Source organism: Chitinophaga polysaccharea, assembly GCF_902150045.1.
Lineage (GTDB): Bacteria > Bacteroidota > Bacteroidia > Chitinophagales > Chitinophagaceae > Chitinophaga > Chitinophaga polysaccharea_A.
In genome coordinates this window covers 431,145-444,716 of record NZ_CABFVU010000004.1, presented here as the reverse complement: position 1 = coordinate 444,716, position 13,572 = coordinate 431,145, and the positions used below count along the sequence as shown (strand labels likewise).

Here is a 13,572-nt window from a genome sequence, read left to right as displayed (position 1 = left end):
ATTTGTCATCTGCTATAACTTATTTCCTGTCAAGAGAAAGTACCTGCCCGTCTTTCAGCAACACCGGCTGCAACACCTCATAAGGCAACTCCTGTACGCTCATATTACGATCCAGCGCAAGCGCGGCGGCAGTGCCGGCCGATTGCCCCAGCACCATAAATACCGGCTCCATGCGGATAGAGCTGTAAGCCACATGTGAGGCCGACAAGCATACCGGAACCAGCAGGTTACCGGCTTCCGAGGCTTTGGGACGTAACGAACGGTAACTGATCGTGTAATAAGTGTTCTTCTGTTTACCATAGCTGCCTTCAGCATGTACCCTTCCCTCCGCATCCACTACGCGGGAAACATAGTGGCAATCCAGCGGATAAGTGGCCACTGCCACCGCATCTTCTACAGGCTCTTCGCCGTTGCAGTTCTTTTCTGTCATCACATAATCGCTCACCATTCTTCTCGCTTCTCTTACATACAGCTGGTGGGGAAAGTTGCCGTTATCTGTAAATTCATCTTTGGGTAAACCCCAGCGCTTCATTTCTGTGCGCAGGGAATCCGGCACCCGTAGATCATTGCCCAGGAACCAGAGTAAACCCAATACATAGTCTTTATGCATTTGCGCAATTTTGCTGCGCTCTGCATAGTTACCTTCCGGCCAACCGTAATTGGCGCCCACAAAATCAGCCTGGTTGGTATCCGTTTTCCTGTTGGGCATAGGCGTGAAAGAGATAATATTTTTCAGCATATAGCCAGGGTTCATTTCCAGCATGCGGGCCAGGAATTCGTACCAGAGCGGCTGGTAGCCCGCAGGTTTTACAATGCTGATCCGGTTGGCCGGGTCGTCGGTCAGCGTCATACGATAACAATACGATTGCGTGCGGTGATCGCCTTCCCCGTTAGCTCCCGGGATCTTCGGTTCCAGGAACGGCAGCACACCGGAGGAAGGATCACCTTTCTTAATATAAGGATCGATAGAACTGTTCCCTTTGCCGATAATATCATTGAGCTTAATACCATTCAACGTTTCATTATACACGCTGTTTGCCTCCCTCCCGGTAATGCTGGAAACACCGGCAGTTGCCATCAGGTCTCCTTCGTAAGTAGCGTCTATAAATATCTTTGCATGATAACGATGGCCATTCTCCATCTGAATGGAAACAATACCGGTGCCTTTCTTCGTTACACCTTTTTTGAGCAGCAGCCTTTCTTTGTATACCACTGTCACACCGGCTTCCTGTAACATTTTTTTAAAAATATTTTCCGCTACGCGGGACTCATACACCCACTGCATTTTCAGGGAGTCGTTCTTACCGGAGAAAGTGCGTTTTTTGGAGCGCTCAAAAAACACATCCCTCGACTCGCTGCGCCATGCACTACTATCGCTGTAGTAAGTATACAGGCGCTGGAAAAAATCCCGGGTAAGCCCGCCGGCGCTCCTGAAATTATTCAGGTCGGTGGCCGTAAGGCCCGAAGTGGCCACACCTCCCACGTGAGCGGTATTACTGATCAGCAATACCTGTTTATTCATTTTTGCGGCCTGTATAGCCGCCATGATGCCTGCAGGCGTTTCACCATACACACATACGTCCCAGCGCTGCTGGGCCGGTAACCGGTTGCCAGACAGTATAACGATCATTACTACCAGGCTGCGGATAATTGAAGTCCTCATTTTCATCATTATTTAAGCATGAGTATAGCCGCATGAACAGGGTGCATCCTGTTCATGCCAGCCGGAAAAATTTTTTTGATCAGTATCCCAGGTTCTGTTCCAGCAAAGGATTGGTATCCATTTCCTGCGACGGGATAGGGAAAAGCGTGTCTGATTCCCTTACAGTGATAGTAGGATCCTGTGCGTTCATGGCCTGTTTCAGTTTACCGGTGCGCAGCAGGTCAAAACGCCGTTGCCCTTCAAAAGCAAATTCCAGTCTCCTCTCTTTCAACACGGAATCCTGGAACGCAGCGGCACTCAAACCTCCCGCAAGATCCCTTGCAGAAGGCGCATTCAGTGGCAGGCCATAGGCGCGTCTTCTCACCTGGTTAAATGCTTCCAGCGCTTCTGCACTTCCGGGGCTCGACATATACAACGCTTCTGCAAACATCAACAGCACGTCGGCATAACGGACAATGTAATAGTTATTACCACCATCGTTCACATTCAGCGCCGCAGGATCCTTAAACTTGGCCACGTAGTAAGGATTTTTAATCGTGGCAGGCGCTTTGGGATCTGTAGTATAGGAATACTTTATCACGTTTACATCTTTCCTGAGATCTCCTTCAGTATAAGCATCATAATGATTTTTTGTAACCGGGTTATCGCCGTTGCCGCCAAACCCCGGCCGTTTATCAAATGAAGGACGGTAAAAGCCCGCATAGCTGCTGGGGATATTACCGGAACCGCTGAGGAACTGCACTTCAAAGATGGATTCAGTTTTGTTTTCATTGGCGATCAGGAATACATCTTGGTAAGAAGGCCAGAGCGAATAACGGCCCAGCGCCATCACTTTTCTTGCTTCTTCCACGGCTTTTGTATATTCCTTCCGCGTAAGGTATGTTTTTACGAGCATGGCCATAGCAGCACCACTGGTGGCCCTTCCCGCATTAACCGCATCATATGTTTCCGGTAAGTTTTCTTCGCCAAACCGGAAGTCGGCGATGATCTGCGCATATATCTCTTCTGCTGAAGATCTTTTTATGGCAAGGTTATCCAGCGAAGTGGTAGGCTGCAGCAACAACGGCACTCCTCCGAAAAGGCGTACCAGGTTGAAATACATCAGCCCCCGCACAAAACGGGCTTCTCCCTGCATGCGTTTCTTTTTTTCAGTACCAACGGCGGTCATCGCGCCAATATTTTCCACCGCTGCATTGGCACGGTTGATCACCTGGTAGGAAGTGCTCCAGAACTGGTAGAACAGGTTGGTGCCTGCATCAAAATTGAATTTATCCAGCGCCGTTTTATCGGTGTTGCTGGTGTTGCGGCCAAATCCCCATTCGCAGTCGTCTGTTCCCTGCGACTGTATCACTTCCATAAACTGGTTATACAGATAGGAGCTGGTCAGGCCGGAATACACAGCATTAACGGCAGATACGGCATCTGCTTCCGTTTTGTAAAAATTGTCTGTGGTGTAAGTGCCTTCCGGAACGCCGTCGAGCCTGGCGCAACCCACTGCCGCCAGCGTAAAAAATATGATGATGAAATAAACTGCAGATCTCATGACAAATGATTTTGATTAGAAGCTGGCATTGATACCAAAAGAAATCGTGCGCGCATTGGGATAAGCGCCGGAGTCGAAGCCAGGGCTTACATTGTCCGACCCATAACGGCTTACTTCCGGATCAAGCCCTGAATAGTTCGTAATGGTGAACAGGTTCTGTACATTCACATATACCTTCAGCCCCGCAAGCTTAATACGCTGCAGGGTTTCCTGCGGCAGGTTATATCCCAGCTGCACCGTTTTTACCCTCAGGTAGGCACCATCTTCCACCAGCCGGTCCCAGGAACGGGAAGTTGGCTTTACCGTAGTGGCGCGCGGAATATTGGTGTTGGTATGATCAGGCGTCCAGCGGTCGAGCGTGGTGGTGCTCTGGTTTTGCAGGCCGGTAAGATTTTCCAGCGTAGCGGTGTTCACGTTATATAACTTGTTACCATAAACGCCCTGGAGCAATACCATCAGGTCAAATCCTTTCATAGAAAAAGTATTACTGAAACCGAAAGAGAATTTCGGCTGGGCATTCCCCAACAACACGCGGTCGTCGTCGTTGATCTTCTTATCTCCATTCACATCCCTGAACCGGATATCGCCTGGTTTCGCGGTTTTCTGAGCCGAGGCATCCACTTCTTCCTTCGACTTAAAAATACCATCGCTGGCAAAGCCAAAGAAGGAGCCCAATGGCTGGCCTACCTGCACAACAGTGCTCTGGTTAGGGCCCTGGCCTGCGAAAAGGCGGTCGACACCGGCAAGATCCAGTACTTTGTTCCTGTTGAATGAAATATTAAAACCTGTTTCCCAGCGTAAGCCTTGTTCTATGGGAGTAGCGTTTACGGTGAACTCTATCCCTTTATTCTCCACCTGTCCCCTGTTCTGCAATGAAGTGGAGAAACCCGATGTAGTAGGAATTTTCACATACAGCAGCAGGTCGCTTGTTTTTTTATAGTATACATCTGTGATAAAGTTGAGCCTGTTGTCAAAAAATCCCAGCTCAAGACCAATATCCGATTGCGCGGTGGATTCCCAGCGCAGATCAGGATTCCCCACCTGTGAAGGCATAAGCCCTATCACGTTCACCCCGCCGATGGAATAGTTGGCTTTGCCCATCAGATCCAAAGAAGGATAATTGCCTATACCGTCCTGGTTGCCTGTAAGACCATGGCTCACCCTTAATTTCAGGTTGCTGAAAACATGCAGGTTGCGTATAAACGGCTCCTGGTCAAGCTTCCAGCCAACGGCTACTGAAGGGAAAAAGCCAAAGCGGTTGTTTTTTCCAAAACGGGAAGATCCATCGTACCTGCCTGTAAGCGTGAGCAGGTATTTATTTTTGAAGCTATAGTTGGCCCTGCCCAGGAAGCTGAGCAGCGCCCACCTGGCGATACTGGAAGAAGAAGGCTGTACAGCCGCCGCATTGCCCAGTGCGTTGGTGCCCAGGTTATCGTTCAGGAAGCCCTGCGCTTCAGCGCCGAGCGACTGGTACGAAGAGCTCTGCTGGGTAAAACCACCAAGCAGGTTAAGCTGGTGCTCATCTTTGTTCAGGTTGTAGGTCAGCGTATTTTCATTCAGCCAGGTAAAGGTCTGGTTGGTGGATACGGATGCATTTCCGCCCAGCTGGGAACCTGAGTATACCGCCTGCGGAAGATAAATATCATTGCGCGCGAAGTTTACATCAGCGCCCCAGAGCGTTTTGAAAGTAAGTCCTTTAACGATGTCTACACTCGCATACACATTTCCCAGCGTACGGAAAACGTTATTAAAGTTCTTGTAATTCCCGATCAGCGCCACCGGGTTATCAAACGGCGCACCCTGGTTATTCAGCTCCGTAAAACTGCCGTCCGGCTGGTAGATGGGCAGGTTAGGCGCCGTAGTGGCCATGGTGAACAATGATCCGCTGTTCACCCGGTTGGTGCGTACATTACTGATGGTAAGACTGCTACCCAGTTTAATATTATCCCGGATATCTTTATCAAGATTAGCCCGCAACGAATACCGCTTCAAGTCAGACGCCCGTACAATGCCCTGCTGATCGAAGTAATTGGCTGTAACGAGGAAACGGGTCTTCGGATCCCCACCGGAAAACGACAGGGAATAACTCTGAATAGGAGCCGTTCTGAAAATGGCATCCTGCCAATCGGTGGTAGCAGGCGTTTTGCTGAGATCATACAGCTCGGGACCGTTTTCAGCAACACTTGCCTCATTGGCCAGTTGCTCGAACTGCGATGCATTCAGCAGGGAGTATTTTTTGAGGATCTGTTGTGTACCATAATAAGAATCAAAAGTGATGCGGGACATGCCACGTTGTCCGCGGGAAGTGGTGATGAGCACCACGCCGTTGCCGCCGCGGGAACCATAGATGGCTGTGGCAGACGCATCTTTCAAAATTTCAATAGATGCTATATCAGTAGGACTGATACTGTTCAAAGGGTTGAGCGAAGTACCATCACTGCCCTGGTCAGCAAATACCGGCACCCCATCAATTACGTACAAAGGTTCATTGCTGCCGTTGATGGAGTTGCCGCCGCGCACACGGATAGAAGATCCCGCGCCGGGCATGCCCGAGTTCTGTACAAAGGTAACACCGGCCACCCTGCCCTGCAGGGCCTGGTCTACAGAGCGGATAGGCGTTCCATCCAGCGTTTTGGTGTTCACTGAAGCGATGGAGCCGGTTACATCTCCCCGGCGTTGGGTACCATAACCTACTACTATGAAATCCGTCAGCGCCGTGTTTTCCATTACAAGCGTTACCGCTAAGGTTTTCCGGCCGTTCACCGCCACATCCATTGCCTTGTAGCCGATCATGCTGAAATGCAGTGTGGCCGTGGGCGGTACCGATAACACAAATTCACCGTTGTCGTTTGTAACAGCTCCTTTTGAAGCGCCGGGCACCGAAACGGTTACACCCGGAAGGGGCTTTCCATCCGCGTCTGTTACTTTACCGCGTACCTCAATGGCGGGATCGGCCGCCACGGGCGCTTTTTGCTTTACAACGATGGTTTTTCCCAGGATGGTATAAGTGAGCGCAAATGGCCTGAAGCAAAGCTCTACGGCTTCCTGCAGGGTACCTTCCGAAATATCGACATCTACCTTTTTCGACTGGTCGAGAAGGGCATAGTCGAGAAAAAATACATAGCCGGATTGCCGTTCGATTTTCCTGATCAGGTTTTCGAGCGATGCGTTTTTTTCATGAAGCGTGACCTTTTGCGCGTAACTGCTGGCGTGGACCTGGCAAAAGCATGCCAGCAAAAGAAAGTATGTCAGTTTCATAATGAGCCTGATTTTTCTGCCTGGTAACAGGCGGAATCGCCTTGTAAAAGGCAAATGTTTCCCGTTCAGGTTTTTGACGAGACCTGATAATTGCATAAATTCGATTTGTTTAGGTGAGATAATCAATCTTTCATACACGGAATATTGTAATGATAACCTGGACATAACGGAGGTGGTAACGACACCTCCGTTTTTTGGTTATATTACCACTGCTATCATTTCATAAGTGGAAGAAGTTGGTTGTTTTTAATGATGAATAATAATTGTATCGCCTCTCATGGAATATGGAATATTACTTAGTTCAAGTATTTTAAGAGCCTCGCTCAGCTTTACATTCCTCGGTATTTTACCCCAGAACTCCCTTTTAGCAACATTGCCTTCATAACGGACCTCTACATTATACCATCGTTGCAGTTGCCGCATTACATCGGCCAGCGGTGCCCTGTTAAACTGGAAATAGCCTTCTTTCCAGGAAACAGCTTCCTCTGTATCTGCCGGGCCTGTAACGATGTTGCCATCTGCTTCCCAGCTGGCCTGCTGCCCCGGGGCAAGGCGAACTGTTTGCGACTGATGGGTCACTTTCACCGCGCCCTCCAGCAGGGTAGTTTTTACATTCGCTTCATTCGGGTAAGCCATCACGTTAAAGTGTGTGCCCAGCACTTCCACTATACCATTGCCCAGCTGCACTTTAAAGGGCATATTATCCCTGTGCGCCACTTCAAAGTAGCCTTCGCCGTTAAGTATTACGGTACGTTCTTTACCATTAAAAGCCGTGGGAAAACGAAGGGATGATGCTGCATTAAGCCATACCAGCGTGCCATCCGGCAGTTCTATTTTGAACTGGCCGCCCCTTGGTGTAGCGAGGGTGTTATATACCACGGCAGCATTGGTTGCCTGGCCTGCATCATACTTTAACTGCCCGTTTATCCGGATCACTTTTGTGGTGCCCTGGCTGGGAATCGCATCATTTACAGTACTGTCCAGTATGATGGTGGCGCCGTTGGCCAGCGTAAGACTTGCCTTGTTTCCCCCAGGCAATACATCCCGGTGAGTTTCCACCAGGGTAGGCACCGGCCTGGTGTTCTTTGTTGTGTGGTAATACTGCCACCCTGCAGTAGCAATCGCCAGCAGCAGCACCGCCGCTGCCGCTACAGGGAGCCATTTTTTATAGAAAGGAACCACTTTTACCGGTTGTGTGGCAAGAAGAAGTTTTTCCTTTACCCTATCCTGCCAGGAACTTGTGTGCCCGGTTGCGGGCCGGCCAAAGGAAGCATTCATTTCTTCCAGCAACACGCGGTTGGAAGCGTCCTGTTGCAGGAAGTCGAGCAGCTCCGCGGTTTCAGCGGGAGTACAGTTGTTATCCAGAAAACGTTGCAGCAGTTGCTGGTAATGATCCTTTTCCTTTGACATGTATCAGTTTTATGCGTGCGGTACGTGGCCCCGCTTTTATTATATACTGTTGCCGGAAAAAAAAGGGTGGGTAGGTTGATAAATAAATTTCATCATAATATGTAGCCTCTTAAAAAACGTGCATGAAAAGCAGCACAGCCAGGGAAAGATCCCCATGCCGGTAGAAATAGGCCTTGATATCCTTAAGTGCCATCACCATATGTTCTTTCACGGTATTGCGGGAAATGCCCAACTCCTTTGCGGCCTCTTCATAACTTTTGCCCTCCTGCCGGCATAATGTAAATACCCTTTGGCGCTGGTAAGGCAACTGCGTAACTGCGTTGTTAAGCATCTCCTGGTACTGCGCCCAGAGCGTTTGGTGATAGGGCGATTCCGTTATTTCGCCAATGCGCTGCATGATCCGGAGGCGGGTGGCTTCATCGGAAGCATTCTTCTTAAGGAAAGTAAAGGTTTTGTTACGACTGATCTTATAGAGATAGGCGGGAAATGATTGCGTAGGGTCAATCCGGTCGCGGACTTCCCATATTTTCAGGAATACATCCTGCACGATGTCTTCCGCATAGGCGGGCACTTTTACAAACCGCAGCACCCATCCATAGACGTGCGCACTGTATTGGTCGTACAGCTGCATATATGCGGCCACATCCCCTTTCCGGAGCCGCTCCAGGTATTCTGCTTCAGTGATCGTGGAATCCCCCATTTGGCTATAAATGTAATAAAATTGGCACAAACCCACTTTCTTTTGACACGAATGCCCCCTTTTGCAGAACGTAAAAAATCAGACATTTAGAAAAAAATAAAATGAATACCACCAATAACAAGCAACTCATGCAGTTTATATTCCAGGAACTGTCAGAAGGCAACGACGAGCCCTTTCTTGACGCCATGGCAGACGACATGCAATGGACATGGATGGGCTCAGGGCCGTGGTCCCGGACCTTTAAAGGCAAGCAATCCGTTCTTGATGAGTTGTGGGCTTCAGTAAGAACTACCCTGAAACCACCCTATAGAACAGTGGCGAACCAGTTTATTGCGGATGGCGATTACGTAGTAGTGGAAGCCATCGGGCAAAATACCACACCTGATGGAAAAATATACAATAATAAATACTGCTGGGTATGCCGCCTCTCGGCCGGCAAGCTGCATGAGCTGCGGGAATATATGGACACACAATTGGTAACAGAAACATTCCAGGGAAATGGATAAATCTGAAAAATTCTGGGACAGGAGTACAAATTCGTACGATAAGGAAGAAATGAAGGATAAGGAAAGCAATATTTCATTGTAAAGTCTATAGCCAACCAGCATCTATCTACGTACTGGTGGCTCTTTGCGGCAACAAACACCAGGGAATTGTAAAAGTGCCTGGTGTTTGTTGTCGCCGGAAGCCTATACATTGGTCCCGGTGTAGTTTACTGCGCCACCTTAATCTCATAATCATCTGTCAATCCATACTCATACAGGTCGTACTCATTCCCGGGAGGCTGGGTTTTAATATTATACCATTTACCGGGATCCACCAAACCGGGAGCCGGCTTGTTATAAAAGGGCCCTAAAACATTCTTCAAACTGCCAATTACGGTGACCTCAATCTTATTCGTTCCTTTTCTCACAAATTCCCCGATGGCGAGTGTGTTAGGTTCCGCAGTGATCACACCTGCAAACAAATCATTCACTTTTACAGCGGCCACCGTACCTTTCCATTTGCCCAATTCCACGGCATATGATTTAGCCGGCGTACCTGCTATAAATGTTTTCGTATAGGTAACGCCGTTACCATATAAAGGCAGGCCCTGTTTATTCCAGTCGCCAAGCTGTAATGGCTGTGGTTTAACAATGCTCCAGCCCTGCGTTACGGCTTCCAGGAACCTGCTGTAGATCTTCTCTTCATCCCAGCTGGTTAACAGGGGATCGGCGGTCTGTTCTTTTATTTCATTCCTCCGTTTCTGCCGCACGTATTGTTTGAAAACAGACAACTTTACGGCAGTGGCGAGATAGGCGCTCACATGATCAATATAAAGCTCATTCCGCCTGTTCCAGAGGCCGATAAAAACTTCCTGTACAATTTCCTCTCCAATGATCTTATCCTTACTGTGATGATAGGCGATGGCCAGTAATTTCTTCCAGTAACGATGATAAATTTCGGCAAAAGCATGATTGTCGCCCCCGCGTAAGGACGCTATCAATTCTACATCAGTTTGTTCCTGGTACCGATTCATGCGTTTGGGAATGGTCTATAAGAATATAAAAATAAATCGAGCTTTATATCAGTACATCAAAAGATAATGAAAAGGAAATATGATGGCTGATCTTCTTATTCATTCACCGGAAAAATATAATTATCCCTAATATCTTAAAAATACTATCCTGAAAATACACCGATTACTGTAGTTCACCACCCAGTTTTTTACGCTGTCCGATATACAGCCCGGCAACCACCATCAGGGTACCGGCTATAGTGTATAGCGTTATAGGCTCATCCAGCAGCCACCAGGCATAGAAGAAGCCAAAAAGCGGGCAAAGGAAAAGCCATAGGGAAGCCTTTACGGTGTCTATTTTCAATAAGTAGAACCAGCAGATCAGACCAGTCACGGAAACTGCCAGACTTAACCACAATACCGCATAAATAAACCGGTGATCCAGCTGCACGGTGGAGAAATCACTGAAAGCAAGGGTGAACGGCAGCAGGAAAACGCCTCCCAGTGTAACCTGCCAGCCATTGATCAGCAGGTTGGGCAACGCCCATTTAATACGTGCATAATATACACTGGCAAAAGAGATCGCTACCATGCTGGTCATCAGTATGGCCAGCCCTCCCAAACTGGTTCCGCCGCTGTGGAGCAAGGGATAGGTGGCCAGCCCTATGCCGGCCATCCCGATCACAATGCTCCATAGCTCCGCCTTTTCCGGCCTGCGCCCCATCAGCCAGGAGGAAAGCAACACGATCAGTAATGGATTGGTGGAGGTAGCAAGACTACCAATTCCCGCGGCAATATATTTCATGGCATAAACATACAGGCCCAGGTAAAGCGTGGTATTTAAAAACCCAAATATGGCCAGTTGCCGCCATTCCAGGAGGGTAGGCATACGGTAACTTTTATCCCTGCTCACCAGGTAACAAAAGCCCAGTAAAACAAAGCCCGCAATAAAAAAACGGACATTGCCGAGAACAAGCGGAGGCGCCGAGTGGATGCCGATCTTAGTTGCTACAGACGCCGATGCCCATAACATCGCGAACAGTAAGCCGGTAATTATGTTTTTCACGCGGCAAAGATAAGCGGCGGCTTGTTAACTGCTCACCTTTTTTCTGATCAGCGCTATCAGCCCTTCGTTTTCAATAATCACCATTCCCTGCCTGTCGGCAGTAATACCACTTTTCAGCCGGTAAGTATACCTCGGCACATTTCCTTCCATAACGGTAGGCATGTACAGAAAACGGAAGCTTCCCCCTTTCTGTTTCAAGGCCTCGCCCACTTCGATAATATGCGTGGAAATAAAGCAGGTTTATCAGGAGTGATATTATTGATAAAGTCCTGTTGCGGGATCTCCCAAGTTTATATGGAATAAAGGATGTACAGGAGCTCAACTCCCTGTTCAACGTTATTGCTTATAATTCCGGTAATGAATTTAACCTGGAAAGTCTTTCCCAGGAATCGGGCGTTGATAAACAAACCATCAGAAGATACCTGGAATACCTGGAGGCTGCATTCCTGATAAAGATTCTTTACCCGGTAGGCATCAATACAAAAAGGTTTCAACGGGACAGCAGGTTTAAAATTTATCTTACCAATCCGAGCATGCGTTGTGCACTATTTGCCCCGATTACTTTTACGGACGACCATTTTGGACAAATGGTGGAAACAGCCATTGTTGCCCAATGGATGCACAGAGGGGATGTTCCGCTTCACTTTGCAGCATGGGCGGGTGGGGAAGTCGATCTTGTGATGGTTGCTCCATCTCAGAAACCATTGTTTGTAGTAGAAATTAAATGGAGCAACCAGTATGTCAGCAACTCCGGCAAACTCAAATCTCTGTTAAAATATGCCAGGGAGAATAAAAAGAAAGTGGTTTGGGTAACAAGTATAGATAAGGTCCGTCACAAACACATGAAAATACTGAGCTTTGTTATATACCCGCAGCATCCTATTGCTTTTCCGTAGGCAAATATAGTTTCACAGGCAAAACTACCGATAATCTGACCCAATTTTCTTAACATACTCATTCGCTTTTTATAAACTGCCAGTGAAGAATAAACTAATGGTTGATGTGAAAAAATGCCTGGGGATCAATGCCCACAAACCTTTCCTGCCTGGTATAATTCATGACATTGTTTCTTAATAAATATTCCATTCCCACACGCCTTTAACTCCCCTGGTAATGCAGATCCTTAAATACCTCGCTTTGATGTCGCATATATCTGAATGGGGAGATTGGATCTTAAGATCATCATGTCCACCGCATAACGACCAATGTATACCATCAGCAGAATACTCTAGCACATAAGCCTGCCCTGCTGTGGGCCTCACAAAATAAACTTCGCTCCGCTTTATGCGTTTTATCCTGCCCAGGTCGGCCATTAACCAGCCTGCGGTATCTTCCGGTAAGGCCATCCAGCGCGATCCATTTGATCCGTCAAATGCAAACGACGGTACAAAATATTCTACCCGGTTTAATAAAGAATCTTTTGCCGGTTTAATTTTTCTTTCACTACAAGTACTGGAAGCCACTGCTTCTACTACTTTCAGAGGCTGATCCGTTTTCACCTGGTGAAGCGCTCCCACACCCGTCATTGTAAGGTCTACAGGCTGGATAGACCCATCTTCATTAAACAGGAGCTTGTTAACATACGTTTGCCTGTTGGTGCTACCCCTTCCATACTCAAGGTAGGCGAAATAATAATCATCGGTGCCGGGCACATTGAAAACACATCCATGTCCGGGGCCAAAAATCCCGCGCTGGTGATCTGTGGTAGCAATGATATCATTCTTTGCAGGAAAGCTGAAAGGGCCCAGCGGAGATGCTTTGCCTGAAACATAAGCATACTGGTAGGCTTCGTCTCCGCCAAGTGTATACAAATAATAGTAAATACCCTTGCGCTTAAAAAAAATGGGGCCTTCAGAATACCCGTTCCGGGAAGTAGGAATAGTAACAGTATTGGTGTCCACGGTAATCATATCACTGTTAAGCCTCGCAGCATGCCTTAATTGCCAGAACAAATATGCCTGCTTATCGTCGTCCACAAAAACTTCTGCATCAATACCAACAGGTCCCTTTGGCGTTTTTTTCTTTAACAGCGTATTAGGTGAATAGGGTTTGATAAAAACATCAGGGCCTTCGGCCAGATGAAATGGCCCGTTGGGCGAATCGGAAACGGCGGCATACATATACCTGTTAACCGTTGGATACAGATAGTACTTTCCATTGGCTTTAATAGCTTTACTGGGCGCCCAATACAGCTGGCCCACAGCAGATGGGAAACAGGTTCCCGAAAAGCTCCAGTGCACAAAATCCTTCGACGTCCAGACTACGGGAGGGCCGGAAGAACTAAGACCGGCATCATAACCATCTGTAGTTACATAGCAATAAAACATGCCGTCTATTTCCTGGATGCTTACATCAGCCACCATATCGGGAATAAGCGCATTCCCAAATGGATTAGCCTGGGATTTTACTGACAAGGGGATGTACAGTATTAACA

At 48.0% G+C, this 13,572-nt stretch carries 11 protein-coding genes; 2 read left to right on the top strand and 9 right to left on the bottom strand.

Features of this window, described 5'->3' with window-relative positions; all coding sequences use genetic code 11:
- Positions 1–19: 19 nt before the first annotated feature.
- The 5 genes from FN124_RS26525 to FN124_RS26505 form a co-directional block, all read right to left on the bottom strand.
- A complete protein-coding gene (locus tag FN124_RS26525; RefSeq protein WP_221887915.1) occupies positions 20–1,663 on the bottom strand; it encodes an FAD-dependent oxidoreductase in 1,644 nt (547 codons plus the stop codon).
- 79 nt (positions 1,664–1,742) lie between these two features.
- Positions 1,743–3,206 carry a RagB/SusD family nutrient uptake outer membrane protein gene (locus FN124_RS26520; RefSeq protein WP_142687808.1) on the bottom strand — a complete coding sequence of 488 codons (1,464 nt, stop codon included), beginning with the start codon at positions 3,204–3,206 and terminating at the stop codon, positions 1,743–1,745.
- Between the two features lie 15 nt (positions 3,207–3,221).
- Complete coding sequence (locus tag FN124_RS26515; protein WP_185937390.1) at positions 3,222–6,464, bottom strand: TonB-dependent receptor; 3,243 nt, start codon at positions 6,462–6,464, stop codon at positions 3,222–3,224.
- A gap of 246 nt (positions 6,465–6,710) precedes the next feature.
- On the bottom strand, positions 6,711–7,874 hold the full coding sequence (locus FN124_RS26510) for a FecR family protein (protein ID WP_142687806.1): 1,164 nt from the start codon (positions 7,872–7,874) through the stop codon (positions 6,711–6,713).
- A gap of 109 nt (positions 7,875–7,983) precedes the next feature.
- On the bottom strand, positions 7,984–8,574 hold the full coding sequence (locus FN124_RS26505) for an RNA polymerase sigma factor (protein WP_142687805.1): 591 nt from the start codon (positions 8,572–8,574) through the stop codon (positions 7,984–7,986).
- A gap of 101 nt (positions 8,575–8,675) precedes the next feature.
- Here FN124_RS26505 and FN124_RS26495 point away from each other — a divergent pair, with 101 nt between their 5' ends.
- Positions 8,676–9,080, top strand: coding sequence for a nuclear transport factor 2 family protein (locus FN124_RS26495; RefSeq protein ID WP_142687804.1), 405 nt, complete (start codon positions 8,676–8,678; stop codon positions 9,078–9,080).
- 206 nt (positions 9,081–9,286) lie between these two features.
- On the opposite strand, the gene FN124_RS31260 is transcribed toward FN124_RS26495, so the two are convergent.
- The 3 genes from FN124_RS31260 to FN124_RS31005 form a co-directional block, all read right to left on the bottom strand.
- Positions 9,287–10,093: an RNA polymerase sigma factor gene (locus tag FN124_RS31260; protein ID WP_221887914.1), complete on the bottom strand. Its 807-nt coding sequence runs from the start codon at positions 10,091–10,093 to the stop codon at positions 9,287–9,289.
- Between the two features lie 163 nt (positions 10,094–10,256).
- Positions 10,257–11,138 (bottom strand): DMT family transporter, encoded by an 882-nt coding sequence (locus FN124_RS26485; RefSeq protein ID WP_142687803.1) that lies wholly within the window; start codon positions 11,136–11,138, stop codon positions 10,257–10,259.
- Between the two features lie 24 nt (positions 11,139–11,162).
- A complete protein-coding gene (locus FN124_RS31005) occupies positions 11,163–11,336 on the bottom strand; it encodes a hypothetical protein (protein WP_185937389.1) in 174 nt (57 codons plus the stop codon).
- 44 nt (positions 11,337–11,380) lie between these two features.
- On the opposite strand from FN124_RS31005, the gene FN124_RS26480 reads away from it, so the two are divergent.
- Positions 11,381–12,034, top strand: a complete 654-nt coding sequence (locus FN124_RS26480; RefSeq protein WP_142687802.1) for a DUF4143 domain-containing protein — start codon at positions 11,381–11,383, stop codon at positions 12,032–12,034.
- Positions 12,035–12,208: 174 nt separating this feature from the next.
- Here the strand turns inward: FN124_RS26480 and FN124_RS26475 are convergent, their stop codons facing one another.
- Positions 12,209–13,552, bottom strand: a complete 1,344-nt coding sequence (locus FN124_RS26475) for a family 43 glycosylhydrolase (protein ID WP_260607590.1) — start codon at positions 13,550–13,552, stop codon at positions 12,209–12,211.
- Between the last annotated feature and the right edge of the window lie 20 nt (positions 13,553–13,572).

What these genes read in the sequence shown, in the direction of transcription:
- FN124_RS26515 (WP_185937390.1), bottom strand. Translation starts at nt 6,464, where the DNA reads ATGAAACTGACATACTTTCTTTTGCTGGCATGCTTTTGCCAGGTCCAC.
- FN124_RS26505 (WP_142687805.1), bottom strand. Translation starts at nt 8,574, where the DNA reads ATGGGGGATTCCACGATCACTGAAGCAGAATACCTGGAGCGGCTCCGG.
- FN124_RS31260 (WP_221887914.1), bottom strand. Translation starts at nt 10,093, where the DNA reads ATGAATCGGTACCAGGAACAAACTGATGTAGAATTGATAGCGTCCTTA.
- FN124_RS26520 (WP_142687808.1), bottom strand. Translation starts at nt 3,206, where the DNA reads ATGAGATCTGCAGTTTATTTCATCATCATATTTTTTACGCTGGCGGCA.
- FN124_RS26510 (WP_142687806.1), bottom strand. Translation starts at nt 7,874, where the DNA reads ATGTCAAAGGAAAAGGATCATTACCAGCAACTGCTGCAACGTTTTCTG.
- FN124_RS26525 (WP_221887915.1), bottom strand. Translation starts at nt 1,663, where the DNA reads ATGAGGACTTCAATTATCCGCAGCCTGGTAGTAATGATCGTTATACTG.
- FN124_RS26495 (WP_142687804.1), top strand. Translation starts at nt 8,676, where the DNA reads ATGAATACCACCAATAACAAGCAACTCATGCAGTTTATATTCCAGGAA.